The 26,774-nt window shown below is 61.0% G+C and carries 20 protein-coding genes and 1 CRISPR repeat array; of the genes, 11 read left to right on the top strand and 9 right to left on the bottom strand.

All coding sequences use genetic code 11. The features are described 5' to 3' along the window. Window positions 1–161 precede the first annotated feature (161 nt). From hlyD to HMPREF1022_RS15075, 8 genes are all read left to right on the top strand, one after another. On the top strand, window positions 162–1,157 hold the full coding sequence (gene hlyD, locus HMPREF1022_RS15110) for a secretion protein HlyD (protein ID WP_009303835.1): 996 nt from the start codon (window positions 162–164) through the stop codon (window positions 1,155–1,157). After that, window positions 1,154–2,968 (top strand): ATP-binding cassette domain-containing protein, encoded by a 1,815-nt coding sequence (locus HMPREF1022_RS15105; protein WP_009303834.1) that lies wholly within the window; start codon window positions 1,154–1,156, stop codon window positions 2,966–2,968. The genes hlyD and HMPREF1022_RS15105 overlap by 4 nt, the downstream gene beginning before the upstream one ends. Window positions 2,969–3,264: 296 nt before the next feature. Further along, entirely contained in the window at window positions 3,265–4,176 is a 912-nt protein-coding gene (locus HMPREF1022_RS15100) for a helix-turn-helix transcriptional regulator (RefSeq protein ID WP_009303833.1), read from the top strand. A 64-nt stretch (window positions 4,177–4,240) separates the two neighbouring features. Continuing rightward, complete coding sequence (locus HMPREF1022_RS15095) at window positions 4,241–4,864, top strand: nitroreductase family protein (RefSeq protein ID WP_008686054.1); 624 nt, start codon at window positions 4,241–4,243, stop codon at window positions 4,862–4,864. 510 nt (window positions 4,865–5,374) lie between these two features. Further along, window positions 5,375–5,710 carry an ArsR/SmtB family transcription factor gene (locus tag HMPREF1022_RS15090; RefSeq protein ID WP_008686052.1) on the top strand — a complete coding sequence of 112 codons (336 nt, stop codon included), beginning with the start codon at window positions 5,375–5,377 and terminating at the stop codon, window positions 5,708–5,710. A 27-nt stretch (window positions 5,711–5,737) separates the two neighbouring features. Next, the gene (locus HMPREF1022_RS15085; protein WP_009303832.1) at window positions 5,738–9,778 is read left to right on the top strand and encodes an MFS transporter; all 4,041 of its coding nucleotides are present in this window, start codon (window positions 5,738–5,740) and stop codon (window positions 9,776–9,778) included. Between the two features lie 190 nt (window positions 9,779–9,968). Continuing rightward, window positions 9,969–11,096, top strand: coding sequence for an ABC transporter permease (locus tag HMPREF1022_RS15080; RefSeq protein WP_035062080.1), 1,128 nt, complete (start codon window positions 9,969–9,971; stop codon window positions 11,094–11,096). Window positions 11,097–11,098: 2 nt separating this feature from the next. Next, entirely contained in the window at window positions 11,099–12,247 is a 1,149-nt protein-coding gene (locus HMPREF1022_RS15075; protein ID WP_009303830.1) for an ABC transporter permease, read from the top strand. A 121-nt stretch (window positions 12,248–12,368) separates the two neighbouring features. Here HMPREF1022_RS15075 and HMPREF1022_RS15070 read toward each other — a convergent pair whose 3' ends face one another. Next, on the bottom strand, window positions 12,369–13,070 hold the full coding sequence (locus HMPREF1022_RS15070) for a potassium channel family protein (RefSeq protein ID WP_009303828.1): 702 nt from the start codon (window positions 13,068–13,070) through the stop codon (window positions 12,369–12,371). A 169-nt stretch (window positions 13,071–13,239) separates the two neighbouring features. Between HMPREF1022_RS15070 and HMPREF1022_RS15065 the strand changes: the two genes are divergently transcribed. Then, window positions 13,240–13,707 carry a hypothetical protein gene (locus HMPREF1022_RS15065; RefSeq protein WP_008686044.1) on the top strand — a complete coding sequence of 156 codons (468 nt, stop codon included), beginning with the start codon at window positions 13,240–13,242 and terminating at the stop codon, window positions 13,705–13,707. A 127-nt stretch (window positions 13,708–13,834) separates the two neighbouring features. Here HMPREF1022_RS15065 and HMPREF1022_RS15060 read toward each other — a convergent pair whose 3' ends face one another. The 6 genes from HMPREF1022_RS15060 to HMPREF1022_RS15040 all read right to left on the bottom strand — a co-directional run bounded on the left by HMPREF1022_RS15060 (window position 13,835) and on the right by HMPREF1022_RS15040 (window position 17,620). Beyond that, window positions 13,835–14,458: a flavodoxin family protein gene (locus HMPREF1022_RS15060; RefSeq protein ID WP_008686042.1), complete on the bottom strand. Its 624-nt coding sequence runs from the start codon at window positions 14,456–14,458 to the stop codon at window positions 13,835–13,837. A gap of 118 nt (window positions 14,459–14,576) precedes the next feature. Continuing rightward, window positions 14,577–15,422: a hypothetical protein gene (locus HMPREF1022_RS15055; protein ID WP_009303827.1), complete on the bottom strand. Its 846-nt coding sequence runs from the start codon at window positions 15,420–15,422 to the stop codon at window positions 14,577–14,579. Between the two features lie 26 nt (window positions 15,423–15,448). Beyond that, the gene (locus HMPREF1022_RS15050; RefSeq protein WP_009303826.1) at window positions 15,449–16,324 is read right to left on the bottom strand and encodes a WcbI family polysaccharide biosynthesis putative acetyltransferase; all 876 of its coding nucleotides are present in this window, start codon (window positions 16,322–16,324) and stop codon (window positions 15,449–15,451) included. After that, window positions 16,305–16,736 carry a 6-pyruvoyl trahydropterin synthase family protein gene (locus HMPREF1022_RS15045; RefSeq protein ID WP_009303825.1) on the bottom strand — a complete coding sequence of 144 codons (432 nt, stop codon included), beginning with the start codon at window positions 16,734–16,736 and terminating at the stop codon, window positions 16,305–16,307. Before HMPREF1022_RS15045 ends, HMPREF1022_RS15050 begins: the two co-directional genes overlap by 20 nt. After that, window positions 16,733–16,900 (bottom strand): hypothetical protein, encoded by a 168-nt coding sequence (locus HMPREF1022_RS18710; protein ID WP_008686038.1) that lies wholly within the window; start codon window positions 16,898–16,900, stop codon window positions 16,733–16,735. The genes HMPREF1022_RS15045 and HMPREF1022_RS18710 overlap by 4 nt, the downstream gene beginning before the upstream one ends. Window positions 16,901–16,984: 84 nt before the next feature. Further along, window positions 16,985–17,620, bottom strand: a complete 636-nt coding sequence (locus HMPREF1022_RS15040; protein WP_009303824.1) for a hypothetical protein — start codon at window positions 17,618–17,620, stop codon at window positions 16,985–16,987. A gap of 115 nt (window positions 17,621–17,735) precedes the next feature. Between HMPREF1022_RS15040 and HMPREF1022_RS15035 the strand changes: the two genes are divergently transcribed. Further along, the gene (locus tag HMPREF1022_RS15035) at window positions 17,736–19,355 is read left to right on the top strand and encodes a DUF6056 family protein (protein ID WP_009303823.1); all 1,620 of its coding nucleotides are present in this window, start codon (window positions 17,736–17,738) and stop codon (window positions 19,353–19,355) included. 286 nt (window positions 19,356–19,641) lie between these two features. Here the strand turns inward: HMPREF1022_RS15035 and HMPREF1022_RS15030 are convergent, their stop codons facing one another. After that, the gene (locus HMPREF1022_RS15030) at window positions 19,642–19,857 is read right to left on the bottom strand and encodes a hypothetical protein (protein ID WP_232221623.1); all 216 of its coding nucleotides are present in this window, start codon (window positions 19,855–19,857) and stop codon (window positions 19,642–19,644) included. Between the two features lie 424 nt (window positions 19,858–20,281). On the opposite strand from HMPREF1022_RS15030, the gene HMPREF1022_RS15025 reads away from it, so the two are divergent. Then, on the top strand, window positions 20,282–22,069 hold the full coding sequence (locus HMPREF1022_RS15025) for a sensor domain-containing diguanylate cyclase (RefSeq protein WP_009303821.1): 1,788 nt from the start codon (window positions 20,282–20,284) through the stop codon (window positions 22,067–22,069). 99 nt (window positions 22,070–22,168) lie between these two features. Here HMPREF1022_RS15025 and dnaE read toward each other — a convergent pair whose 3' ends face one another. Next, window positions 22,169–25,648, bottom strand: a complete 3,480-nt coding sequence (gene dnaE / locus HMPREF1022_RS15020; protein ID WP_009303819.1) for a DNA polymerase III subunit alpha — start codon at window positions 25,646–25,648, stop codon at window positions 22,169–22,171. A gap of 173 nt (window positions 25,649–25,821) precedes the next feature. Beyond that, window positions 25,822–26,719: direct repeats of the CRISPR family, unit length 32 nt; unit sequence GTTTCAATCCACGCCTCCGCACGGGAGGCGAC. Window positions 26,720–26,774: the final 55 nt, after the last annotated feature.

The raw sequence follows: 26,774 nt of genomic DNA, 5'->3' as shown, positions 1-26,774 counted from the left end.
CAGCATGCCCGGCTTGCGCTGTCAAGGACGGAAGCCGGGCGCGCGGCTGGACGCTCCCTGTTTCCGGCGTTATATTTCGGAAAAGCGGGCCGACGCCCCGCCATACCGCCATCCGGGCACGGAAGGCGGCAGCGTTAATTATATTATCCGGGATAAAAGGCATGCATATTCCCCGTAAAATACAAGTCATTGCCGTTCTGGCCATTCTGACCGGGGCCGGGTTCCTGGCCTGGCACCTGTTCGGAGCGCGGCAGAGCGGCGATCTGACCCTGTACGGCAATGTGGATATCCGGCAGGTGGATCTGGGCTTTCGCGTGGGCGGGCGTATCGCCGCGGTGCTGGTGGATGAAGGCGATGCGGTGAGCGAGGGCCAGCCCCTGGCCCGGCTGGACGATGATCTGCTGCGCCAGCAGCGGGACCAGGCCGCCGCCAAACTGGCCGGGCAGAAGGCCGATCTGGCCCGCCTGGAACGCGGCTACCGCGTGGAGGAAATCGCTCAGGCCCGCGCCTCGGTGGTGGCAGCCACCGCCGTGGCGGAAAATGCGAGCATCAATCTGAAGCGCGTCGCGGCCATGCGCGCCTCCAATGCCATTTCCCAGAAGGAACTGGACAACGCCCGCGCGGCGGAGCGGGAGGCGGCGGCCAAGCTGCGTTCGGCCCAGGACCAGCTGGATATGCTTACCTCCGGCTACCGCGAGGAGGACGTGCTGGCCCAGCGCGCCGCCGTGGCCGCCGCGGACGCCGAACTGAACCACGCGGAAATCCAGGTGCGCGACGCGGTGCTCGCCGCGCCGCAGAAGGGCATTATTCTGACCCGCGCCCGCGAGGCCGGGGCCATTGTCCAGGCGGGACAGACCGTCTACACCCTCACCCTGACCAATCCGGTCTGGCTGCGGGCCTATGTGGACGAACCCAATCTGGGCAGGGTCAAGCCGGGCATGTCCGTGCGCGTGGCCGTGGACGCCGCGCCGGGCAAGACGTTCTCCGGCACGGTGGGCTTTATTTCGCCCACGGCCGAGTTCACCCCCAAGACCGTGGAAACCCGCGAAGTGCGCACGGCTCTGGTCTACCGTCTGCGTGTCCAGGTTGAGGATCCGGAAAACGTCATGCGCCAGGGCATGCCCGTGACCATTACCCTGGAGCCGGTGACGCCATGAGGCCCGCCGTCGGGGCCGCCATGCCGGAAAAGCCGGGGCCGGACGAGCCCGGCATCGCGGTGCGCCTGGAAGATCTGGGCATGAGTTTTGGCAAGGGCGCAACGGCGGTGGAAGCGCTCAAAGGCATCGACGCGCGTATTCCCGCCGGGCGGATCACCGGACTGGTGGGGCCGGACGCGGCGGGCAAGACCACCCTGATCCGCATTCTGGCCGGCCTGATGCAGCCCACCGGCGGCCGGGCTCTGGTGTTCGGCTGCCCGTCCATGGAGCTGGCCCGGCGCGAGCCCAACAGCATCGGCTACATGCCCCAGCGCTTCGGCCTGTATGAAGATCTCACGGTCATGGCGAATCTGCGCCTGCACGCCAGCCTGCGCGGGCTCACGGGCCAGGCCCGGGACGAACTTTTTGCCAGGCTGCTGGGCTTTACCTCTTTGGGACCGTTCACCGAACGGCTGGCCGGGCGGCTTTCCGGCGGCATGAAGCAGAAGCTGGGCATTGCCTGCGCCCTGCTGGGCTCGCCGCGCCTGCTTTTGCTGGACGAGCCGGGCGTGGGCGTGGACCCGCAGTCGCGTCGTGAACTCTGGAGCATGGTGCAGGAACTGAGCCACGGCGGCATGACCGTGATCTGGTCCACCGCCTATCTGGACGAGGCCGCGCGCTGTCCCGGCGTGATCATGCTGGACGCGGGCAAGGTGCTTTTTGCCGGGCCGCCGGAGGATCTGACCCGACGGGCCGAGGGCAGGGTGTTTCTGCTGCGCGGCGCCGCAGACAAGCGGGGCCGGGAGCGCGGCGGGGGACACCGCGAGGCCCTGGCCCGCTGGAGCATGCGCCCCGGCGTGGAGGATGCCCTGGTCCAGGGCAGCCGTCTGCGTCTGGTGCTGGCCGCCGACGCGCCCGCCGCCCTGCGCGAGGAGGTGCTGGCCCAGGGCGGGGAACCCACGCCCCCGGATCTGGAAGACGCCTATATGAGCGCCGTGGGCGGCATCAACCAGAAGCCCTCGCCTTACGGCCGTATTGCCGTGAATCACGGCCACGGCCCCCGCGAATCCGGGGACGCGGCGCGGCCGCGCATCGCCGCCCGCAAGCTGACCAAGAAATTCGGGGACTTCACGGCAGCGCATGAAATCAGCTTTGAGGTGCGGGCCGGTGAGATCTTCGGCCTGCTGGGGCCCAACGGCGCGGGCAAGTCCACCACTTTCCGCATGCTCTGCGGCCTGTCCCGGCCCACTTCGGGCGACTGCGCGGTGGACGGCGTGGATCTGCTCAGCGCGGGCAGCGCCGCGCGTTCGCGCCTGGGCTATATGGCCCAGAAATTCTCGCTCTATCCCGACATCGCGGTGAAGGACAACATCAGCATTTTCGCGGATCTCTACGGCCTGGACAAAAAACGCCGGGACGAGCTGCTGCCCGTGCTGGCCGAGGCCCTGGAGCTCAAGGATTTTCTGCGCAGCCGCACCGGGGCCCTGCCGCTGGGCCTGAAGCAACGCCTGGCGCTGCTCTGCGCCACCCTGCACGAACCGCCGGTGCTTTTTCTGGACGAACCCACCTCCGGAGTGGACGCCCGCACCCGGCGCGACTTCTGGAAACACATCCTGGCCATGACCTCGGCCGGGGCCGCCGTGCTGGTGACCACCCACTTCATGGAAGAAGCCGAATACTGCGACCGTATCGCCCTGATCTACCGGGGAGCCATGATCAGCGTGGGCACGCCGGACGAACTCAAGGCCTCGGCCACGGGCCTCACCGACCCCACGCTGGAGGAAGCGTTTATCGCCAGCATTGAGCGCTACGACAGGGAGCATCCCCTGTAGCGCCGCAGGCGGATCCGGGTACAGAAAAGACGTGATGTGCAGGTAATCCCATCCCGTTCCTGATGGGCACGTTGTCGGTTATGCTTTTGAAACGGCGGGAGACATCACATTACCGTCGTTCGGCCTACCCCGAAGCAGATTCAAAGATTCACCCTCGAGGCTGCTGAAATTAAACGGGAGCTTTCCCCGCAAAAGACATCATCTTTGGGCCTACGGTGAATTGAAGTCTGACTGCACGAGAGACTGGAATAAATACACAGTCCCAATACAGGGACATATTGCAAGAGTAGTATCTTATGCAAGTTGAACGCCTTTTCAAAATAATTTTTTTATTAATGAATGGCTCTTATACAACTGCTAAAGAATTGGCGGAATATTGTTCCGTATCCGTAAGAACTATCCAAAGGGATTTGGATGCCCTAAGTTTGGCGGGTATTCCGATATGTTCCAGCCGGGGATATGGCGGTGGGGTGGGATTGCTCAAGGAATTCACACTCGACAAGACTTTTATGACTGAACAGGAGCAGACGGATATCTTGCATGGGCTGCAAGCTCTACAGGGAACGGGATACGCTGACGCTAACGACTCTTTCAACAAATTCGCCGCCCTTTTCAGAAAGAAAATGGAAGACAGCTGGTTGCGCGTGGATTTTTCCTCCTGGTGCGCTTCGGGCTTTGGCAAAGAAAAATTCGACCGGCTGAAAGGCGCAATTCTTGGTAAAAAGGTTATCACGTTCACATATTTCAGTTCTGAAAATCGTATTTCAGAAAGATGTGCGGAACCTTTATGCCTGTTATTCCGGGAACGGGCTTGGTATGTCTGTGTTTTTGACCGAAAAAAGAACCGTGAAATGATACTGCGGGCTTCACGCATCCGCAATTTGCGTGTAACGGATGAAATATTTGAGCGCGTCATGCAGGCTGACCCTATGGCAACCCCGGACTATTCAACCAGCTATGACTTGCAGCGGGTAGTCCTTCGCGTGAAAGCTGAACACGCCTTCAGAGTTTTCGACGAATTTCCGGATCAGAACATTTACCCTCAGCCAGACGGTACGTTCCTGATAGAGGAGCCAATGCCCATAAATGAATGGCTTACAGGCTATCTTCTTTCATTTGCTGACGGTCTGGAAGTCATTGAGCCGTTAACCCTGCGGAATGCCCTGAAAGAAAAAATTTGTCTGATGAAAAAGAAATATGACAAATAGTTGTCCGATTCCTGGCGGTATGGTTTGCGTATCAAATTTCCACACCCCAAAGATGGAGGCAACGATGGACGTTTACGAAGCGATTGCGACTCGGAGAACCATTCGGGATTTTGAGGATAAACCGGTTGAAATGAGCATCATTGAACGAGTGCTTGACGCCGGTCTGAAAGCGCCGACCAACAATCACCTCCGCCAATGGGAATTTGTCATCATCAATGACAGAGAGGAAAGGGCAAAGGTTTTACGGGTAAAGAACATGGCCGGCCGGGATGAGTGCGATAAGATGCTTGATGGATTCGGCTTGACTGACGAGGTTCAACGCAACATGTTCCACGAAGCCATGCCAAGGCAGTTCTCCATGCTCTATAATGCCGGATGCCTGATACTTCCTTTTTTCAAAGTACGAGAGCCGTTGCTCCACCCAAGCTCACTAAGCTCTCTCAATGATTTTGCCTCAATTTGGTGCTGCATTGAAAATATATTGCTTGCATCAGCATCTGAGGGAATATTTGGTGTGACTCGTATTCCTATGGCCGAAGAATCTGAGCATATTAAGACAGTTATTGGACATCCGGATAACTATGTCATGCCGTGTTATATCGCTTTGGGATATCCTGCAAAGAATGCCTCTAAGCCGAAGCAAAAAAATATCCAGATAAGAGAGAAAATGCATACTGATAAATGGTAATATTACCATATTATTAGTGTTATGGCGTAGCATATTGCCGCTTCCAGTAAAAGGCCGTTCCTCATGGAGCGGCCTTTTTCAGTTTCCGGGATACTTCCTCGTAAAAATAGACCAGAAGCGTCCGGGAAAATTTTTTGAATCTTTCAAAATTATGGGTAGTTCACGGGCATCAAGAGCAAGCTAAAAATTTTATAGCTTATTCAATATATTATGAAATATATAAAATCCGGATGTAGCAAATTGGAAATTGAAATACGCTGGATACGTTTTTTTGATGCGCCGGGAGCAAGGGCAAGCGCAAGGTGCGCACCCGGTGCTGAAACAGAAGCGTCGCCAGTGAACATTTCTCCCTCACGGCGGCGCATCTCCCGACCGCGTGAGGAACCGGGCATCCAGGTGGTCTTCGTTGTAAAACTATAAAACTATAAAACTAATTTTTTAGTTGACAATTAAAAACTAGTTTTATAGTTTTTTCTTGACAGCAGCCGGACGGCTTCCCTATGACAGGGCATGAACACGCAATATCTGCAAACCCTGCCGGATGACTGGGAAGCCGTGGCCCGGGTATTTTCGGCCCTTGGCGACGCCACGCGGCAGAAAATCCTGCTCCTGTTCGAACCGGGGGAGAGCATCAGCCTCAAAAGTCTGACCGAACTCCTGCCCCTGAGCCGGACGGCCGTGACCCACCATGTGACCACCCTGGTGCGGGCCGGACTGCTGCAACCCTCGAAACGAGGGCGGGAAGTCTACTACAGTCTTGATCTTGAACTGGCTATTGAGGCCCTGGACAAGGTCAGAACCTATGCGGCGGAGATGCTGGCGGCTTCCGGGGAGCAAATGCCCTGAGCCCGCCTCTCCGCGGAGGGAAAGCGGATGGCAGGCGTTTTGTTGAAGCAGGCGGCGGCTCTGGGGGCCAGCTACACGCTGGGCACGTTCAACGACAACTTTTTCAAGCAGGCGGCCCTGCTGCTGGCGGTCAGCCTGGGCTACAGCGGCTTTCAGGCCTGGGGCACGTTTCTGTTCGCCCTGCCGTTCGTGCTGTTTTCCGCCTGGGCCGGCTGGCTGGCCGACCGCTTCCCCAAGAAGTATCTGGTGACGGCGGCCAAGTGCCTGGAACTGGCCGCCATGCTGGCCGGGGCCTGGGGCATTCTGTCCCTGAACTGGACAGCCATGCTGCTTATGCTGTTCTGCATGGGGGCCAGCTCCACCCTGTTCAGCCCGGCGCTCAACGGCTCCATCCCCGAAATATTTCCGCCTCACAGCGTGCCGCGCGTCAATGCGTTGTTCAAGCTCTTCACCACGGCGTCCATTTTGCTGGGCGTGATGCTGGCCGGAGCGGCCCTGGACAGGCAGTGGGTGGATACCCTGATTCCTTTCGGGCGCTGGCTGGTGGCCGTGGGCGTGGTGCTGGTGGCCGTGCTGGGCCTTGCCGGGGCGGCCCTGGTTCCGTACCGTCCGGCCGTGCCCTGCCGTGAGCGCCCGCCTTTCCCCTGGCTGGGGACCTGGGATTCCCTGAACGATTTTCTGCGGCTGCGACGGGACCGGGCTCTGGCCCTGGTTATCGCGGCCGATGCCTTTTTCTACTTTATTTCCACTCTGGTGCTGTTGGAAATCAACGCCCTGGGCGTGCGTGAGCTGGGCTTCAGCAAAACCGTCACCAGCCTGTTGCCCACGGCTCTGATGCTGGGCATCTGCGCCGGTTCGCTGCTGGCCGCGCGCGGCACGCCCCGGAGCTGGCAGCGCTGGCTCGTGCCTTCCTGCTGCGGCATCGGCTGCTCCCTGCTGGCGGCGGGCTTCGCGCCGCAGCTGCCCCAGGGCGCGCGCTTCTGGAGCCTGCTGCTGATGTACGGCGCGGCGGGCATGTGCGGCGGCCTGTATCTGATCCCCGTGTCCAGCTTCATTCAGGTGCGCCCGGCTCCCGAGGAAAAGGGCCGCGTGCTCGGCACGGACAACTGCCTGGTGTTTTCCGGCATTCTCCTGGCCAGCGCCGTGTACTGGGGCCTGGAATTCTTTGCGCCCTCCACGGGGCACATGATCCTGGGCGGCATGGCTCTGGCGGCGGCCGTCTGCCTGGCCTGGGGGCTGCGTTCCCTGCCCGCTCCCGATGGCAGCGAGCCTTCCGGCGAACCGGAAACGGCGGAGCGAGGCGGCATGCCGCCCGCGTCCGGCTCGGAAAAGCGCAATAGCGGCGGGCGGGCCCTGGACATTCTGGCCGCCCTGCTGCGCGGGCTGTTGTCCCTGCGCTACCGTGTGCGCGTGGATGGCCTGGAAGCCGTGAGCGCCGCCAACGACGACCGGCCCATTCTGTTCATGCCCAACCATCCGGCTCTTATGGACCCCGTGCTGGTTTACAGCCATTTGATCGCCTTCCGCCCCCGGCCCCTGGCCGACGAGTGGCAGATCAGCCGCCCCCTGGTGCGCCGCATCGCGCCCCTGGCCCGGCCCGTGCCCCTGCCCGATCTGCGCGCCCAGGGCCGTGCGGCGCGCGGGGCCGTGCTGGAGGCCCTCACGCGTTGCGCTGAGGCGCTCAAGGCCGGTGATAACCTGCTGTTTTACCCGGCGGGCGGCCTCAGCCGCGACGGACGGGAACATCTCGGCGCCAACAGCGGGGCGCACTGGCTGTTGCAACAGGTTTCCCACTGCCGTGTGGTGCTGGTGCGCAGCCGGGGCCTCTGGGGCTCCTCGTTCAGCCATGCCGCAGGGAAGCATCCCGACATGCTGCGCGGTCTCGCGCGCGGCGCGCGGCGTCTGCTCTGCAATCTGCTTTTCTTCATGCCCCGGCGCGAGGTGCGCATCAGCCTGCATGAACTGCGGGACCTGCCCGCCGCCGAAGCCGGAGCTCCAGCCCTGAACCGGATCCTGGAGGCCTGGTACGACGCGGAACCGGAAGAAGCCAGGGCCGTGCCCTATTATTTCTGGCAGGGCGGCGCGCCCCGGCCCCTGCCGCGCGTGGAAACGGAAGCCGGTTCCGTCCGGAATCCGGCGGACGCGCTTCGCAGCGTGGACAGGGCCGTGCGTGAACAGGTCTATGCCATCCTGGCGGACAGCGCCGCCGTGGAGGCGGACCCGGCCTCCCTGACGCCTGAAACGCGGCTGGCGGCGGATCTGGGCATCGACAGCCTGGCCCTGACCGAGCTGTGCCTGAAGCTGGAGGACGTGGCCGGGCACAGCGTGAGCCGCCTGGACCTGCTGCTCACTGCCGGGGATTGCGCGCTGGCCGCCGCCGGACTGCTGGAGGACGGCGAGGACGCGGCCCCCGCGCCCGAAGGCTGGGCCGCGGACGCTTCCCATACTCCGGCCCGGCGTCTGGACGTGCCCGACGCCCCGCATCTGCCCCTGGCGATTCTGCGCCAGGCCCGGCGCAGCCCCACGAGCCTGATCCTGGCCGACGCTGGCGGCGCTGTGAGCTGGCGCGAGTTCTGGACGCGCGCCCTGGCTCTGGCCTTGCTGCTGCGCCGCCGTTGCGCCGGGCAGGAGCGCGTGGGCGTGATGCTGCCCGCTTCCGGCGCGGCGGCCATGAGCTGGCTGGCCGTGCTGCTGGCCGGAAAGACGCCGGTGATGTTCAACTGGACCACCGGCCCGGCCAATTTCAGCCATTGCGCGCGGCTGGCGGAGGTCCGGACCATCCTCACGGCCCGGCAACTGCTGGAGCGTCTGGACGGGCAGGGCTTTGACGCCCATGCGGCGGCGCGGGCGGGCGCGACGTGGCTCTGCCTGGAGGACGCGGCCGCCGCCATGCCCTGGGGGCTCAAGCTCGCGGCCTTGGTGCGCGGCCGTCTGGCCCTGCTGGGCTGGGAACGGGCGGCCATGCCGGGCCGCATGGCCGAAACGGCGGCCGTGCTGTTCACCTCCGGTTCCGAGACCGCGCCCAAGGGCGTGCCCCTGAGCCATGCCAATATTCTGGCCAATTGCCGGGACATCGCCGCGGTGCTTTCCGTGACCGGACAGGATCGTATGCTGGGCATGCTGCCGCCTTTCCATTCCCTGGGGCTCACCGGCAATATCGCCTTGCCGCTGTGCTTCGGCCTGCCCGTGGTCTTTCACCCCAATCCCACGGAGGCGGCCCGCCTCAACCGTATCTGCCGCCGCTGGCGGCCCACGCTCACCGTGGCTCCGCCCACTTTTCTGGACGGCATGCTGCAACAGGCCGCGCCCGGCGATCTGGCCTCGCTGCGTCTGGGTTTTGTGGGTGCGGAAGCCTGCCCGCAACGGATTTATGACGCCTTTGCGGCGCAGAGCGGCGGGGTTTTGTGCGAAGGCTACGGCGTCACCGAATGCGCCCCGGCCGTCAGCGTCAACCGCCCTGAAGATCCCGTGCCCGGCAGCATCGGCCTGCCCCTGCCTTCGGTGGAAGTGGCCCTGGTCAGCACCCAAGGCCCCCTGCGCCGGGTGGCCGGGGGCGAGGCGGGCATGCTGCTGGTGCGCGGCCCCAATGTCTTTGCGGGGTACCTGGCCGGACCGGGGCAGACGCCGCCTGATCCCTTTGTGGCGTTTGAGGGCCTGCGCTGGTACCGCACCGGCGATCTCGTCCGGGCCGACGCCCAAGGGCGTCTGACCTTTGCCGGGCGCCTGGGCCGTTTTGTGAAGCTCGGTGGGGAAATGATTTCCCTGCCGCAGATGGAAAATGCCCTGCTGGACTATCAGGCCCGGCGCGACGCCGCAATGCCGCATCTGGCCGGTGAGAGCGGTCCGGCTCTGGCCGTGGAAAGCGTGGAGCGCGACGGCCTGCCGGAAATCGTGCTGTGCAGCGCCGTGCCCTTCACCCGTGAGGAGGCCAATGCGGCCCTGCGCGAGGCCGGGCTGTCCGCCCTGTATGTCGTGCGGCGCGTGTTGCGGCTCGAGGCCGTCCCGGTGCTGGGCACGGGCAAGACCGACTATCGTGCGCTCAAGGCGCTGGCGGCGGACGGGGAGTGACGAATGCTTCTGTCCCGGATTCGGTTATGGGGCGGTCCCGGCTTATTGCGGTCGGGACCGCACAGCCTCTTGAAGACGGCGGCGATTCGGTCTACCACAAGAAAGGGCAGGCATTCCGCCCGTGGCGGAGTGCAATATGGGGGCGCGGACGGGAGGCGTGAACAGGTCGGTGGAGAGGCGCGGTAAAAGCATGAAGCGGTATCTCTGGCTGCGCCAGCTTATGGCCCTGATGAGCAAGGAATTTCAGCAGATCGCGCGCGATCCCTCATCCTACCTGGTGGCCGGGGTGCTGCCGCTGATCTTTCTGCTGCTGTTCGGTTTCGGCATCACGCTGGACGCGGGCATTCTGCGTCTGGCAGTGCTGGACCAGAGCGGCGGCAGCCGTTCCCTGACGCTGGCGGCGGATTTCGCCCACTCGCCCTGGTTTGAAACCCGTCCCGTGGGCAACATGGAGCAGGGCGCGCGCCTGATGCGCGATTCGGACGTGCTGGGCATTCTGGTCATCCGCCAGGATTTCGACCAGGAGCTGGCGCGCGGCGGCGCGGGCAGCCTGCAGCTTCTGGTGGACGGCTCCGAGCCGAACACGGCCCAGTTCATCCAGAGCTACAGCCAGGGCCTGATCTCCAACTGGCAACGCACCTCCCTGCCCGGCGGCACGGCCCTGGAGCCGCCCGTCAATCTGGAAACGCGTTTCTGGTACAATCCCACGGCCAAGAGCGTGCAGTTCCTGGTGCCGGGAGCCATTACCGTCATCATGACCCTCATCGGCACCCTGCTGACCTCTCTGGTCTTTGCCCGCGAATGGGAGCGGGGCACCATGGAGGCCATGTTCGCCACGCCCGTGAGCCGCATGCAGTTGCTGCTGGGCAAGCTGATCCCCTATTTCTGCATGGGCATGTTCAGCATGGCGCTCTGCGCTGTGGCCGCGGTGACGTTGTTCGCCGTGCCTTTCCGGGGTTCGCTCTGGGCCTTGCTGCTTCTGTCCTCGGTGTTCATGCTCAGCGCTCTGGGCCAGGGCCTGTTTATTTCCGTGAGCCTGCGCGGCCAACTAGTGGCGGCCGAGGCCGGGCTGTTTTCCGGCTTTCTCCCGGCCCTGCTGCTTTCGGGCTTTGTTTTCGACATCAACAGCATGCCGCCCATTCTCCAGGCTATCACCAAACTGCTGCCCGCCAGCTATTTCAACACCTGCCTGCGGACCATCTTTCTGACCGGCGACGTCTGGAGCATCTTCGGGCCGAGCCTGCTGTTCATGGGCCTGCTGGCCGCCGTGCTGCTGGGCCTGGTGTATAAAAATCTCGTCAAACGTCTGGATGTCTGAATATGGCTTTTTTCGAGCTTCCCCGGCTGAACTGGCGGCGCGTGGTCACCATCGTGCGCAAGGAACTGCTGGTCCTGCTCTGCAACCGCGTTTCGCGCGTCCTGATCATCGTGCCGCCTCTGATGCAGATCGTGATTTTCGGCTGGGCCGCCACCATGGAGGTGCGCAATGTGGACATGGCCGTGCTGGATCACGACAACGGGCGTTGGAGCCGCGAGATCGTCCACCGCCTGGAGGGCTCGCCCACCTTTCGCAGCGTGCGTTTTCTCCCGGCGGAGGAGAGCATCCGGCCCGTACTGGAAGGGCAGCAGGCGCTCTTCATCCTGGTGTTTGACCAGGAATTTTCCCGCCAGGTGGACAGGGGCGAATCCGCCCAGGCACAGGTGATTCTGGACGGGCGGCGCTCCAACGCGGCCCAGATCGCGGCCTATTACCTCAACCGGATCATCGAGGGCATGGCTGGGGACACGCCGCTGGGCCGGGCCTCGGCCACGGCGGCGGCCAGCGCGCCCCGCCTGGACGTGCGGATGCGCTGCTGGTTCAACCCCAACCTGGAATTTCAGTGGTTTTTCCTGCCCAATCTCATCGGCATGCTCAGCCTTATGCTGGGCCTGGTGGTCACGGGCCTGTCCGTGGCGCGCGAGCGGGAGGTGGGCACCTTTGACCAGCTTCTGGTTTCTCCGGCCACGCCCACGGAAATCGCCCTGGCCAAGCTGGTGCCGGGCTGCATTGTGGGCCTGGTCCACGGCACCATCTTTCTGCTGATCACGGTCTTCGGCTTCGGCGTGCCCTTCACGGGCTCCGTGGCCCTGCTCTACCTCGCCATGCTGATCTTCGCCGTGGCTTCGGGCGGGGTCGGGCTGATGGTCTCCTCCCTGTCCTCCACCCAGCAGCAGGCCTTTCTGGGGGCCTTCACCGTGGGCGTGCCCTGCATTCTGATTTCCGGCGCGGTGACGCCCATCATCAACATGCCGGTCTTTTTGCAGCACGCCAGCCAGCTCAACCCCCTGCGGCACTTTACGGTCATCAGCCAGGGCGTCTTTCTGAAGGACATCACCTTTGCGGCGGCGGCCTTGAGCCTGGGCAAGATTACCCTGATCAGCATGGCCACCGTGGGCGTGGCCGTGTGGATGTTCAAGCGCCGGACGTAAGCGGGCCGCAAAAGCGCGCAGGGTCGGCCACGCCCGGCCGGTAGAGCATCACCGGCTGGGAGGCCGCGTCCGGCGTTGTGCTCATGCCGGTCCTCCTGAAGTGCGGGCGGCAGGGCGCGGATCAGGAGTTTCCCGTTTCCCCGTTGCCGTTGCCGTTTTTCTTTTTGGAACGCGTGGCCTCGCCCACGATGGTGGCGATGACCACCAGGGAATAGATATAAGCCGTGAAAGCCACTAGCACCGTGGCGTTTTTGGCGATCCAGGTGTGCGGGGTGATGTCGCCGTAGCCCACGGTCAGAATGGTGACGTAGCTGAAGTAGAACAGGTCGTTCATGGCCTGCACGCCCTGGCCCAGGCCGTTGAAGGAGCCGGGTTCGTGGAATTCGATGGTCAGGAAGATGTAAAAGCCGCAATAGCCGATGAGCAGCAGGCCGCAGACGGCAGCGTAGACGATTTTGGTGGTGATGAGATGGGCGTGGTAGATCTGCCGGAAAACTTCCAGCATGACGCTGCCGAAAAAGCAGATATAGAGCAGCAGAAGCTCGTTCTGGATATTTTTGATGAAAAAAAGATCCAGAGCCCGGCAGATCACCAGCAGCACGGCGAAAAGCAGCACCAGGCGCAGGAGATTGCGTTTGGATTCAAACAGCACCGTGGCGGCCAGGAGCTGGAAGGGCAGGTACACGGCCTGGGCCATGCCGCCGTAAATGTTGTCTGGGAAGAAGATATTCAGTACAAACACGCAGAGCAGTGAGGCCAGGAGCAACTCGAAACGGTAGGAGTAGAGCTTGGCCCGGAAGGTCGGAAGAGTAGTTTTGTTCATAATTATGCCTCGTGGATCTGGCTGTGCATGGTACAAGGCTTGCCGGAACGGGGCAAGTTTTTCGCGGGCCGCGCGGCAGGTGGCGGCGCGGAGGCCGCGAAGCGGTTTTTGTCATAACGCTGATGCGCGTATTGCCGCGTGTGGTTACGAATACGAACAGGGAGTTGTCATGAAAATAGTCGCGCGTGTCGTCCTTTTGCTGGCCCTGCTGCTGCCCGCTTTTGCCGGGCGGATTTCCGCGGCGCCGCTGACTACCAAGTATTACAGCCTGGATCTGCCGCCGGACTGGGTAGTGGTCAACGGCCCCACGAAACAGAATGACGCGGTGCAGGTGTTGCTGGGCCAGAAGGACCATAAAACCTCGGCGGCCGTCATTGTGGGGCCCGCCAAGCCGGGCGACGCCGAAAAAGCGGCTGAAGCCGGTTCCCAGCGCCTGAAAGGCAGCAAGCCCGTGGCCCGCGACGGCCAGTTGCAGTTCAGCTTTGAACAGAAGGGCATCAAGGGCTACAGCGTGGTGCGTGAAGACCCGATTTCCAAACTGCTGCTGGTGCTCATCGTCAGCGGCGACGTGCGGCAGGCGGATTTCATCTATAAAATGCGCGGGCCGTATAAGGCGTTGATGCCTCATCAACCTTAGAGTGGTTTAACTTTTGAGTTAATCTGCTCCAGGGACTGTCGCTAAAAAGCGGAGAGCTGTTCTGAGCGCGTCAACGCGCCCCATCCGGCCGGATGAGGCGCGTTGACGTTTCTTGAGAAAAAGGCGCTCAGCGAATGAAGTTGGTGGCTTCCCAGGGTTCCGGCGTGGGATGGTCGATCCCGGCGGCCTTGCCCGCGGCAATGCATTTGACCAGCCAGGCCATGTTGTCGCCCAAAGTGCGCATGATCTGGAGGCCTTCCTTGTCCTGGAGAGCCTGCTCCGCCGTATTGCCGTGGATGGAGTTCCAGTATTGGGAAGAGACCACGGGCATGCGGGCGATGGTGAAGTATTTGTTCAACCGGTCGAAAGAGGCGCTGGCCCCGCCCCGGCGGCAGCTGACCACGGCAGCCGCGGGCTTAAAGGCGTACGGCGCGGATTTCATGTAGAACACCCGGTCCAGAAAGGCGCACAGGGTGGCGTTGGGCCCGGCGTAATAGACCGGCGAGCCCACCACCAGGGCGTCGGACTCGCGCAACAGGTCAATACCCTCATTGACGGGATCGTCCGTAAAAATACAGCGCCCGGTCTCCGCGCATTTGCCGCAGGCGATGCAGCCGCGCACGGCTTTATGCCCGATGTGGAGCATTTGGGTGGAAAGGCCGTGTTTTTCCAGCTGCTTCGCCACCGTTGACAGGGCCGTATAGGTACAGCCCTTGGGGTGCGGACTGCCGTTGATCAAAAGAACCTTCATGAAAATCTCCTTGCAAGAATGCTGGTATGGGCGTTTGCGCCTGTCCATGGGAAACGGTCCGCATATGGATTGTGAACCGGCGCTCAGTTTACGGAATGGCGGGCCAAGGAGCAAGGCGTCAGTATGTGTAGTCCCAGGCTTGGGTCCAGGGACCGCTGTGGGGGATGCCTTCAACCACGCGGCAGCTTTCGGGCTGCCGGGCGGCGCGGCAGAAGCCCGCGCTGAGTTCCGGCGGCATGGCCTTGTCGCCCCGGCTGCTCAGATGGCGTTGGGGCAGGCCGTGCAGGGCCGGGGCCACGGCAAAGGGTTCCAGCGATTCCGAAAGCGGGCTCAGCCTGTGCAGGCCGGTCCAGGCCGAGAGATGCAGATTGCCCGCCACGCTGCCCAGAAAAATCACGTCCCGCCTCCGGGCCGCCAGCAGGGCCGCCGCGCCGCCTCCGCCGGAAAAGCCCACCAGCGCCACGTGTCGCGCGCCGCTGTGGGCCTTTGCCGCACTGACGGCGGCATCCAGGCTGCTGATGACCTCCTCGCTCAGGCGGGCGGAAGTCCAGTAGCGCGTGGCGCAGTGGCGCAGGACCTCGCCCCGCGCGTACTGGCAGGGCCGGGCCAGATAGAGCAGAGGCGCGGGCGAGGGGTCGGCCAGGGCCAGGCGCAGACCCACGGGATTATGCGGCGTGGGGTCGGCGGAAGGCCGGGTGCGGCTTTGCCAGGCATGGCCGTCGCCCTCGATGTAGACGCGCAGCACATCCCCGGTGCCGGGCCGGAACTGGCCGTAGAGGATAAAATACGGCGTGGGATAGAGCGTTTCGGCAAAGCCTCGGGACGCGCCCAACGCGCGGGCCGCCTGCCGGGGATCGCCTCCGGCGCAGGCCTGAAGCTGGAGCAGGGCGAGCAGAAACAGGCAGAGCGCCGCCCGAAGCGGAGCATGCGGATGCGGCAGGCGCGGCGGGCGGGCGGCGGGCATGGCTGACACGGGGCGCGACCGGGGTCTCAGGCCGTCCGCTTGGCGCCGCCGGGCGGCAGGTTGCGCAGCAGGGTCAGCAGGTCGTCCACCCCGTGGCGGCGGCAGGCCAGATAGCAGGAAGTGTATTCCCGATGGGTAAGCCGGGCGGCGAAGGCCGGGTATCGCCGGTCGCGGTGGGCAAAGGGCAGGCCCAGCAACGGTCCCAGCGCGGGGTGAATGGGCAGCCAGAAATCTTCCTGCGGATGGATGTAGGCGCGGCGTGTTTCTTCCGGCAGGCCGCCCAGGCCCAGCAGGCGCAACAGACTGTCCGCCACATGAAAAAGCAGGCTTCTGCCCGGATGGTTGACGGTGATGAAGAGCTGTTCCTCACGCCAGCGTTCACGCACGAGGGGGGCGCAACGAATAAGAGCATCCGCCTCCTTGCCTTCCTCCCGCGCCAGGGATGCTTCGGCCACGGCGGCCACATCGCCCAACAGGGCCGGATCGCCGCGCAGATAGAGGTTCAGGGCTTCTTCGGGCGCAAGGCCCTGAGACAGCAAGCGTTCCAGCAGGCTGTCGGCAAAGTCGATGCCCTGTGCCGCATTGGTCCAGAACGGCCAGTAGCCCTTGAAAAAAAGGTTGGGAATTTCAATACGCGGGCAGGCGGCGGGCAGGCGCGGCAGCATCTGCTCCGTGGACAGCGCGCCCCAGCGCGGGGCCAGACGCTGATACAGAAAGAGCGCGCATTGTTCCAGATCCGCTTCGGCGATGCTTTGGCGGGTGTAGTTTAGATATTGCCGGATGTGGAAATGCCGGGCGAACGCCGGGGCTGTTTCCAGCAGGGGGCGCAGGGCGTCGCCCTGGCAGTTGGCGTGCAGGAGGCAGAGGGCCTGGGGCATGGCATCAGCGGACCGGAGGGTCACCCTCGGCCCACTCCAGATATGTGGCGCTCTGGCTGCCCTTTTCCGATACGCTCACGCTGACCAGACGCACGGCGCGGGCCTGCGGGTCCGGGCTTTCGGCCAGACGGGCGGCCACGTTCCGCCAGATGTGGCGGGAAAGATTTTCCGAGGAGGGGTTGATGCGGTCAAAGGGCGGCGTGTCGTTGAGCACGCAGTGGTCCAGCTCGCGCAGCGCATCCTTGAGCGCGGTTTTCAGAACCTTGAAATCAAGCAGCAGTTCGGTGCCCGGCGTAAGATCGCGGCCCTCCACACAGAGCTCCACGCCGAAGTTGTGACCGTGCAGGCGTTCGCACTTGCCCTGATAGTGGCGCAGGGCATGCCCTGCGGAAAATTCGTCGCGCACCGTAAGGCGCCAGCAATGCCGTGCCGTCATGAGACAATCCACCAGACCACCAGGGCCGAAATAAAGACAACAAGAATCGCCAGAACGATGCGGACGTTCTGGTTCCATTCAAAGCCGGAAATTTCATCCTCCAGATCGGGATCGCCGGTGGAGGGAGGGCTGAACATGCGTTGCAGCCAGGATGTAAAGGACATGCTTTTTCCACAGGATGGTTTGCACAGCGCGCGTTAGGCTTATAACATATCAAGTGGCCATTTTTTGTCAAAAGGAAGTCTCGGCTAGCGGCTCGTCCGCCTCCATGCCGCAATGGCCTCCACCACATCCCGGGGCGAGAGGCCGCGCTGTTCCGCATGGTCGCGCACCCGCGCCCATGTCCATACTTCAGTCCGCCTGCCCAGAAGCTCCCTTGCCGCGTGGGGAGAAATTTCTCCCTGTGTGATTCTGGAAAAATCCTTCAGGGAAATTTCTCTCTCTTCGGGCGCCGGCCCTTCCTGGGCAGACAGCATTGCCTCCACAAGCACGGCATCGTCATTGCGAAGCAGAAGCAGGGCCTGGGCGGCGTCTTCCCATATCAGGGCCAGGCCCTCATATCCCAGTTCCCCCACGCCGCGCACCAGCCAGCGAATGCGCAGTGGAAGCGTTGCGAAACGGTTGGCCACCGCCGTGATGGAAGCTGCGTCGTAATGCCCGGCACGTGCCTGCAGGCAATGGATCCGCGCCGGATCAAGGCGATAGCGCTCATCCAGGGACAGGGCGGCCCGCAATCTGGGGAGGGCCGTGTCCGGCATAGCCCGGCGTCCGCTGAAGGCCGAAATCATGTTGGGGCGGCTCAGTCCGATCTTTTCGGCCAGCTTGTCCCTGTTCAGGCGCTCCAGCGCTACAAGATCCCCCAATGCCGCCAGCAGTTCTTTCATTGCCGCAGATTGCCATGAAACTTTATGAAACACATTGACACATTAAAAGTTTCATATATAAATTGGCCTGCCCAGGCCTTGAGGGCAATGGTGCGGATGCAATGAGGAGGCTCCTGTGAAGTCTGGATATGTCCCTGTGTTGGGGGCCGCCATAGGTATCACGGCGGTGATGGCTTTTTTTTGCGCCATGACGCCCTGGGTCTATGATGATTTCAATTATGGGGCGGGTGACGGCGGCCCGGGAGCCATGCTCGCGGCACAGGTTCAGGAGTACAGGAGCTGGAGCGGGAAATTCGCAGGGCACTTTATGGCGCGTGTGCTGTTGCACGGGCCCGCCTGGCTGCATCCGCTGCTGACGCCCGTCATTTTCACGGGCCTTGTTTTGTCCGGAGTGCTGCTGAGTCTGGGGGTGGGGTGGCGCGAGAAAATCCGCGCCTGGCATCCGGTGGTGCTGGCGGGGCTGGTATGGTTTGCCCTGCCCGCATTCGGGACTGTGTATTTCTGGCGTACGGGCACAGCCGACTATGGGTACAGTCTGGCCTTTGCCACGGCATTTCTGGTGCCTTATCGCTTCTGGGCCGAAAAAAAGGACTACCGTCTTTCCGGCGGCCCGGCGTACGCGCTGGCCGGATTTCTGGCTGGATGCAGCAACGAAAATGTGGGTATGCTCTCGATTCTGGTAGCCTCGAGCGTCGCGGTCTGCCGCTTTCACACGACACGGCGACTTCCGCTGTGGGCGGCGGTCGGTATCGCGGGGGCGGTAGTGGGCTGGACTCTGATGATGGCCGCCCCCGGCAATGCCGTGCGGCTGGCGCAGATAGGCGGCGCGGAAAAGATACCTGTCTTTTCGCTGGAATCTTTCCATCGTTTTCTGATCTTCTGGGGCTCACAGCAACTGGAAATGCTGCCCTACATTCTGACAGCCCTTGTTGTGGCCTGTCTGTTGTATTACCGGGGGGAGCGGAACCCGTCAGCATATCTGCCCGGAGCGGCCTTTTTTGTAATGGCACAGGTCAGCCTGGCCGCATTCGTCCTCAGCCCCTCCACTCCGTATCGGGCAATGTCGGCCACATTTTTTTACGCCGCCCTTTGTTGTTTTGCTTTTCTCACATCCGGAGAATTCAAGGGAGGCGCGGCAAAGGCGTGTTATGCCGTTTTTTGCGTCATGCTTTTGGCCAGTGTTCTGGCAGAGGCGCGCGTCTTTGTTCTGGCCCGGCCCGCTCTACAGGAAAGGGAGCTGGCCAGGGCGTCCGGGACGGATACTGTCCGTGCTTATGCGTATCCCGAAACGGACAAATATTTTTTCCTTGGCTACGATATTCGGGAGATTGACCTGTACGGCACAGGCTGGCGCGACAGGGTGCCCTGGGGCGAGGCAAGGCCGATAGCGGTGGCGGGGATGAAAAATGTGAGCGCCCTTGTAATATGTAATGTCGTCTACCTGGAAAACCTTCCGGCCGGGACCGTCCATATCGCCGCCGTGGCGCACCGGCCCACGGTCGCCGCTCTGGTGCAGGGCGGCCTGCGCGTACTGTCTCCCCTCGGCGATACGGTGTCGCCTTCCCCGGCTGCGGTCACGGCGCGTTACGCGCTGGCCTCCGCCCCGGTCACCCGCGACGGTAAAGCCGCCGTACACATGGGAGGACTTGCCGCGCTGGAGGACATCGCCTGCCTGGCTGTCAAAGAAGAAGGAAAGCCTTTGCGCTGGAAACGTGTCACGTGGCCGTGGCGTTGACTGGGGGGTGTCGTCAGGAGTGCCTTCTCGCTTATCTCTGCGTTGAACCTCTGTGTGTCTGACCTCGAGTCACGGTGAGAAAATCCGCCAGACTCGGGAGACTGTGGAGAAACGCGGTCATGCGTTTTCCGGGTTCATTCCCGTATTCGCCGCCGATGGAATAGACCGGTTTCCGGTATGTCCACATGTCGTTGTGGTGGCGATCCAGGAGTGCATGAATTATAGCGATATTATCTGAAATATGGTGTATAATGATTGCAATTATGAAATATAGCCTGTCACTGATTTATCGTTGAGCCGCATATTTTTGTCTCCCAAGCGCCTTTGGCAAGTGACCGGCATATATTTTCCCGAATCCCCGCCAGACATCGCCATCCTTCCGGTTTTCTCCACTCTTTTCCGCTTCAGGCGCTGACAGCAGCGCAAATGGCATCTGCCATATTCCGTCAAAAAGGAAATACAGGGCACTGTTCACTGCCTGTGTCATAATGCAGGTGGACATGGCGTCCTTCAAGGGAAAGTAAAAGCCATGTACGCGGGGGCACATGGCGTCGCCGGGCTGTACCCGCACAATAACGCCACCTCTTTGTCCATGTTTTACTATCTATGGAAGATATACACCTGCCTACGATGGAACGAGAGTGATACACAGAGTAAAATTTATAGTGTAAAAAACAAAATTTACATCGTCCGCAAATATCCTGAACGTGATAGGGAATCAAGGATATGAGCGAATATTGGGGGGGGCAGGTCATGGGGCGGTACGTCGTGTCCGCGCAAAAGGGGACTCCTGCTGATATGGGGGGGATATGAAAAGGCATGTTCTGCTAAGAACAAATCTTCTTATTTTTATACTAATTCTTTCAGGATTTATTCTCATATCGATTCATAATTATCAATACAATAGAAAAATTTTTAAGCAGGATATGGAGCATATTGCCCTGCTGACGGCAGAGGGCATCTACCATCAGATAGATTCAATTTTTGCAAAGCCTATCAATATCTCATTGACAATGGCCAATGACAATCTGCTGAAGAACTTCCTTATTGATGAAGAACAAATGGCGGATGAAGGAATATTTATACAAACGCTTCAGCATTATCTTTTGGCCTACAAAGATAAATATCATTATGATTCCGTGTTTCTGGTGTCCACCGGAACGAACCGCTATTATAACTTTAACGGTATCAATCGGATCCTGACGCCGGATAATCCAGAAAACGTATGGTATTATTCTTTTTTAAAAAATCCTGCGGATTACGCATTGAATATTGACAACGATGAAGCAGCCCATAATGAAATAGTGATTTTTATTAACTGTAAGATTACAGATCAGGCTGGAAAAACAATCGGAGTTGTGGGAGTCGGCTTCCGTGTCGATTATTTGCAGGAAATATTCAAGCAATACGAAACTAAATTCGGCGTCAAATCCTATCTGGTCAATGGAGATGGAATGATTGAAGTTTCTTCGGATCAGACCGGTTATCAACAGACGGATTTATTTTCTTTCTGCGACTTCAGTTGCTTGCGAGAGCGGATTATCTCTGAAAAAGAAAAAGATCAATGTTTTTGGTATGGTAAAGAGGAACGAAAAGGTTATCTTGTTGTACAATATGTGCAGAATTTAGAATGGTATTTGATTGTCGACAATGATGCATCTGTCTTGACGGAACAGACAAGACAGCAGCTTTTTACAGGTGTTATGGTTATTTTTTTGGTGGTCGTGCCTGTTTTGTTCGTCATTACCTATATTCTCCGCAAGTATAATGTGCGGATCGTCAACTTGGCAGTGGAGCAAGAGAAAAGACGCAGCTCGGTTTTTCAGGCTGAAACCGGAAAGCTGTATGAAAATATTTATGAGATTGACATCACCCATAACCGCGCGGCCAGCGAGGCCACCGAAGCCTATTTCGAAAGTCTGGGCGTGCCGAGGAGCACGCCGTATAACGAAGCGCTGCGGATTATCGCCCGGAAACAGATAAAAACCGAATATCGCCGGGGCTATCTCGATACGTTCAGCCCGGACAATATCTTGCGGGCTTATCAGGAGGGCAGGGAATGCCTGCGCTATGATTTTATGATTTCCAATAACGCGGGACGGAGTTATTACTGGATGCGCATTACGGCCCGTATTTTTTATTGGGATGATGACGATTCGGTGCGCATGTTCGTGTACCGTCAGAATGTGGATAAGGAAAAAGAACATGAACAGCGTCTGGTTAAAAAAATGGAGAGCGATTCCCTGACCGGGTTATACAACAAGGTGGCCACACAAGAGCATATTCAGCGAGCTCTTCTGCAGCATCCCGACAAGCTCTTCGCGTTTTTCATTCTTGATATCGATAACTTCAAGAATGTGAATGATACCTGCGGGCATGCCGCCGGCGATATGGTCATCGCGGGTTTTGCGGAAATGCTCAAAAACGAATTCCGGAATACCGACATCGTCGGCAGGATCGGCGGAGATGAATTTGTGGTGTTCGCTCCCGCGCCGTCACGGGAATGGGGGGAGAAAAAGGCCCGGGATCTGGTGGTGGATTTACGCCATGACTTTACGGACGGCGTAACCACCTGCTCCATTTCCACCAGCATCGGCGTGGCCATGGTGCCGGAGGCGGGTACGGAGTTTGAAACGTTGTACAAGAATGCGGACAGTGCGCTGTACCATACCAAACAGGGTGGTAAAAACGGCTTTACCATCTATCGGCCCTGAGCCATACCGGCACACCGTCCGAAGGGATTCAGGAGCGGCTGAAAATAAAACGCCTGCCCACAACTGCGGGCAGGCGTTGCCTTTCAGAAGAGTCGGAGCCTATGAAGCCCAGGCGGCCAGGGCCTTGTCCAGCTCCGGCCCGGGCCGCACCTTGAGCGCCTTGTCCAGGCGCAGATGGCACTGGCAACCGTCCAGGCAGACCAGGGCTTCGGCTTCCACCGGGCCGGGGTAGGTTTCCAGAATGTTTTTCAGGGCCAGCATGTCCTCACGGCCCAGGCGGTGCGCCGGAATCTGCACGCAGACCGGCGTGTCGCTCTGGCCGCAGGCTTCTGCCAGGGACCGCACGCTCTGGCCCAGGAGCTTGAGTTCGCGCGGGGCGTCCTCGGTATTTTCCTCATCGGCATCCTGGGCGGCGTCGCCCTGGCTGTCCAGGCGAGCCGTCAGACAGAGGGGCTGCTCAGCCCGGATCAGCTCCCGGGCCTCGGCATAGGAGCGCGGGAAAAAAGTCACTTCCGCGTGGCCGGTGAGATCCTCCACGCCCACAAAGGCCATGCGCTCACCCTTGGACTTGGTGAGCACTTCCTTGATGCTGGTCACCAGCACGGCACAGTTGATTTCCGCGCCGGGAAAGAGCTCGCGCGCGTCCTCCAGAGTGGTCAGACGCAGGCGGCGGATCTCGCGGCTGTAAGGCTGCAGGGGGTGGCTGGTGAGGAAGAAGCCCAGAGCTTCCTTTTCGGCCCGCAGTTTCAGGTCGTCCTCCATTTCCGGCAGCGTGGCTTCCGGGCAGTCCAGGCCCACGCCGGGCTGGGGCGCGGCCTCCACCACCGGGGCCATGGCCAGCAGGGAAACCTGGTTGGAACTCTTGTCTTTGGCCTTTTTCTGCGCGCGGGCCACCACAATTTCCAGGGCGGCCAGCATGCCTGCTCTGGAAACATTGAAGCAGTCGCAGGCCCCGCCCTTGATCAGGGATTCCAGCACGCGCTTGGTGACCTTGCGCAGATTGACCCGGCAGCAGAGATCCAGCAGGGAAATGTAGTCGCCACCTTCTTTGCGGCCCTCCACAATTTCGCGAATGGCTTCGTCGCCCACATTCTTGATGCCGCCCAGGCCGAAGACCACCTGACCGCCGTGGGCCGTGAATTCCCGCTGGCTCTGGTTTACCGAGGGCTGGACCACGTCGATGCCCATGTCCTTGCAGCAGGAGACGTATTTGAGCAGCTTGTCCTGATTGCCCATTTCCGAGGTGAGCAGGGCGGCCATGAACTCCACCTTATAGTGCACCTTGAGATAGGCCGTGAAGTAGGAGATCAGGGCATAGGCCGCCGAATGCGACTTGTTGAAGCCATACTCGGCGAATTTTTCCATCAAGTCAAAGATTTCGTTGGCTTTTTCCTTGGCGATGCCGTTCTTTTCCGCCCCGGCCACAAAGGTTACGCGCTCCTTGGCCATGGCTTCGGCTTTTTTCTTGCCCATGGCCCGGCGCAGCAGGTCGGCCCCGCCCAGCGTGTAGCTGGCGATAATCTGGGCGATCTGCATGACCTGTTCCTGGTAGACGATGACCCCGTAGGTATCGCGCAGGCATTCGGTGAGCGAGTCGTGCGGATAGACCACCGGCACCTGGCCGTGTTTGCGCTTGATGAATTCGTCCACCATGCCCGAACCCAGCGGGCCGGGCCGGTAAAGGGCCAGCATGGCGATGACGTCCTCGAAGCAGGTGGGCCTGAGCATGCGCAGATACTGGCGCATGCCCGAACTTTCCACCTGGAAGACGCCGTCCGTGTCGCCGCGCGCGTAAAGTTCGTAGGTCTCGGCGTCCGTGAGCGGCAGGTTGTCCAGATCCGGCGGGGTCTGGCCCTGCAGGCTGATGTTGTCCAGGGTGTCCTGGATCAGGGTCATGGTCTTCAGGCCCAGAAAGTCGAATTTGACCAGCCCGGCCTTTTCGGTCATGGGGCCGTCAAATTGGGTCACAAGTTCGCCGCGTTTGCCCAGATAAAGGGGCAGGTATTCCTCCATGGGCTTGTCAGAGACCACCAGCCCGGCGGCGTGGGTGGAGGCGTGCCGGGCCAGGCCTTCCAGGCAGCGGGCCGTGTCCAGCAGATGCCGGACCTGCTGGTCCTCCTCATAGAGTTTCCTCAGGTCCGGCTCCAGGTCCAGAGCCTTCTTGATGGTCATTTTGAGGTCGTCGGGCACCAGCTTGGCGATGCGGTCCGTCTCAGCGAAGGTCATGCCCAGGGCGCGGCCCACGTCGCGCACCACGCCCTTGGCCTTCATAGTGCCGAAGGTGGTGATCTGGGCCACCGAGCCCTCGCCGTAGGTGTCCACCATGTGGCGGATCACGTCGCCACGGCGGCGTTCGCAGAAGTCCACGTCGATATCGGGCAGGGAGACACGTTCGTTGTTCAGAAAGCGTTCAAACAGCAGATTGTAGGGCAGGGGGTCCAGGTTGGTGATGCGCAGGGACCAGGCCACTAGGGAACCGGCCGCCGAGCCGCGCCCCGGCCCCACCGGGATGCCGTGGTTCTTGGCCCAGTTGATGAATTCCTGCACGATGAGGAAATAGCCGGGAAAGCCCATTTCCAGAATGACGCCGAGCTCGTATTGCAGGCGCTCGCGGTAGCGCGCCGGATCAATATTTTCGCGATCCGGGTGCTTTTCCAGGCGCCTTTCCAGACCTTCTTCGGCCAGGCGGCGGAATTCGGACTCCATGCTGGCCCCTTCGGGCAGCTGGTAGACCGGGAAGTAGTGGTGGCCGAAATCCAGCTCCACATTGCAGGTTTCCGCGATGCGCATAGTATTGGCGAGGGCTTCGGGCACATGGGCGAAAGGCTTTTCCATCTCTTCGATGGACTTGTAATAGAGCTCGTGCGTTTCAAAGCGCATGCGCTTGGGGTCGTCCATGGTGGTCTGGGTCTGGATGCAGAGCAGAACCTCATGGGCGTCCGCGTCGTCGGCGTTGAGATAGTGGCAGTCATTGGTGGCCACCAGGGGCAGGTCGGCGGTTTCCGCGATCTCCAGCAGGGCGTTGTTGACGACTTCCTGTTCGGCCAGGCCGTTGGACTGCAATTCCAGGTAGAAGCGGCCGGGGTAGATGTCCGCGTATTCCCTGGTCAGGCTCAAGGCCTTGTCCATGTCCTTGGCCAGGATGGCGCGGGGAATCTCGCCCGCGATGCAGGCCGAAAGGCAGGTCAGGCCCTCGGCGTAGCGGCGCAGCAACTCCTTGTCCACGCGGGGCTTGTAGTAAAAACCGTCTAGGAAGCCGTGGCTGACCAGCTTGACCAGATTATGATAACCCAGCTCGTTCTGGGCCAGCAGAATCAGGTGATGACGGCGGCGCGCCAGTTCCGAGGTTTTGTCCGTGTGGTCGTGGCAGACATAGACCTCGCAGCCGAAGATGGGCTTGATGCCGAAGTCCTTGCAGGCCGCGTAGAAATAGGCCGCGCCGAACATATTGCCGTGGTCGGTGATGGCGCAGGCGGGCATGCCGTAATCCTTGGCGCGGGCGCAGAGATCCTTGATGCGGATGGCGCCGTCCAGAAGGCTGTATTCGGTATGGCAATGCAGATGGACGAAATCGGACATGGGAGGCTCCTGAAAGAAGGGGTGCGCTCTGTCTATAGCAAATGGCGGAGCGGGGCTCAAGGCGGAGCGGACCCCCCACGGCTTGAGCCACTGTCTCCGGCAAGCTGTTTCAGCCAATGCCTCCGCAGGGAGGCGACACTCTCGATACCAACAGCAGCGACTATAATGCGCAAGTTTCAATCCACGCCTCCGCACGGGAGGCGACTCGGCCGTGCCATCGACTTGATCATCTACATGGAGTTTCAATCCACGCCTCCGCATGGGAGGCGACAGCTTCACCATTGAGCTGTCCGGCATCCCTCAAGAGGTTTCAATCCACGCCTCCGCATGGGAGGCGACCCTTCTCCCACGCTTCTTCCCGCACGCGTAGGGTGTTTCAATCCACGCCTCCGCACGGGAGGCGACCAGATACAGCTCGCACACCTCTTCGATACGCTGGTTTCAATCCACGCCTCCGCACGGGAGGCGACTTGCCTCTGGCCTCTTCCAGCCTCTTGGCCAGCATGTTTCAATCCACGCCTCCGCACGGGAGGCGACCGCTCCGGGCGGTACGGTGTTCACCAGCGCCAGCGGTTTCAATCCACGCCTCCGCACGGGAGGCGACCCATACTCCGGCCCGGCGTCTGGACGTGCCCGACGGGTTTCAATCCACGCCTCCGCACGGGAGGCGACGATGAGATTCGAAATATTGTCGGGGAGCTGAATCGTTTCAATCCACGCCTCCGCACGGGAGGCGACCCCACCTCGAACGGTGTGGCCCCCGATCATGGCAGGGTTTCAATCCACGCCTCCGCACGGGAGGCGACATGCGTCCGCCGGGGTGAACAAGTCGCTGTCCAGAGTTTCAATCCACGCCTCCGCACGGGAGGCGACATGTTCCGCGCGCGCATGGCCCAGCCGTTTTTGGTGTTTCAATCCACGCCTCCGCACGGGAGGCGACTTGTGGCTACGTCTGCTGGCCCCCTATACCCCTGTTTCAATCCACGCCTCCGCACGGGAGGCGACCCCGCCATGTACGAGCGGCCGCCGCGTTCATCAAGTTTCAATCCACGCCTCCGCACGGGAGGCGACTTGTGGCTACGTCTGCTGGCCCCCTATACCCCTGTTTCAATCCACGCCTCCGCAC

It is taken from the genome of Desulfovibrio sp. 6_1_46AFAA, assembly GCF_000224635.1.
In the GTDB taxonomy this organism is placed as follows: domain Bacteria; phylum Desulfobacterota; class Desulfovibrionia; order Desulfovibrionales; family Desulfovibrionaceae; genus Desulfovibrio; species Desulfovibrio fairfieldensis.
The sequence above is the reverse complement of the archived record's forward strand: the minus strand, read 5'-3'. Positions and strand labels throughout refer to the sequence as shown.

Excerpts from the sequence above, each read along its gene's own strand:
- hlyD (WP_009303835.1), top strand. The coding sequence starts at position 162 with ATGCATATTCCCCGTAAAATACAAGTCATTGCCGTTCTGGCCATTCTG.
- HMPREF1022_RS15105 (WP_009303834.1), top strand. The coding sequence starts at position 1,154 with ATGAGGCCCGCCGTCGGGGCCGCCATGCCGGAAAAGCCGGGGCCGGAC.
- HMPREF1022_RS15100 (WP_009303833.1), top strand. The coding sequence starts at position 3,265 with ATGCAAGTTGAACGCCTTTTCAAAATAATTTTTTTATTAATGAATGGC.
- HMPREF1022_RS15095 (WP_008686054.1), top strand. The coding sequence starts at position 4,241 with ATGGACGTTTACGAAGCGATTGCGACTCGGAGAACCATTCGGGATTTT.
- HMPREF1022_RS15090 (WP_008686052.1), top strand. The coding sequence starts at position 5,375 with ATGAACACGCAATATCTGCAAACCCTGCCGGATGACTGGGAAGCCGTG.
- HMPREF1022_RS15085 (WP_009303832.1), top strand. The coding sequence starts at position 5,738 with ATGGCAGGCGTTTTGTTGAAGCAGGCGGCGGCTCTGGGGGCCAGCTAC.
- HMPREF1022_RS15080 (WP_035062080.1), top strand. The coding sequence starts at position 9,969 with ATGAAGCGGTATCTCTGGCTGCGCCAGCTTATGGCCCTGATGAGCAAG.
- HMPREF1022_RS15075 (WP_009303830.1), top strand. The coding sequence starts at position 11,099 with ATGGCTTTTTTCGAGCTTCCCCGGCTGAACTGGCGGCGCGTGGTCACC.
- HMPREF1022_RS15070 (WP_009303828.1), bottom strand. The coding sequence starts at position 13,070 with ATGAACAAAACTACTCTTCCGACCTTCCGGGCCAAGCTCTACTCCTAC.
- HMPREF1022_RS15065 (WP_008686044.1), top strand. The coding sequence starts at position 13,240 with ATGAAAATAGTCGCGCGTGTCGTCCTTTTGCTGGCCCTGCTGCTGCCC.
- HMPREF1022_RS15060 (WP_008686042.1), bottom strand. The coding sequence starts at position 14,458 with ATGAAGGTTCTTTTGATCAACGGCAGTCCGCACCCCAAGGGCTGTACC.
- HMPREF1022_RS15055 (WP_009303827.1), bottom strand. The coding sequence starts at position 15,422 with ATGCCCGCCGCCCGCCCGCCGCGCCTGCCGCATCCGCATGCTCCGCTT.
- HMPREF1022_RS15045 (WP_009303825.1), bottom strand. The coding sequence starts at position 16,736 with ATGACGGCACGGCATTGCTGGCGCCTTACGGTGCGCGACGAATTTTCC.
- HMPREF1022_RS18710 (WP_008686038.1), bottom strand. The coding sequence starts at position 16,900 with ATGTCCTTTACATCCTGGCTGCAACGCATGTTCAGCCCTCCCTCCACC.
- HMPREF1022_RS15040 (WP_009303824.1), bottom strand. The coding sequence starts at position 17,620 with ATGAAAGAACTGCTGGCGGCATTGGGGGATCTTGTAGCGCTGGAGCGC.
- HMPREF1022_RS15030 (WP_232221623.1), bottom strand. The coding sequence starts at position 19,857 with ATGTCCACCTGCATTATGACACAGGCAGTGAACAGTGCCCTGTATTTC.
- HMPREF1022_RS15025 (WP_009303821.1), top strand. The coding sequence starts at position 20,282 with ATGGAGCATATTGCCCTGCTGACGGCAGAGGGCATCTACCATCAGATA.
- dnaE (WP_009303819.1), bottom strand. The coding sequence starts at position 25,648 with ATGTCCGATTTCGTCCATCTGCATTGCCATACCGAATACAGCCTTCTG.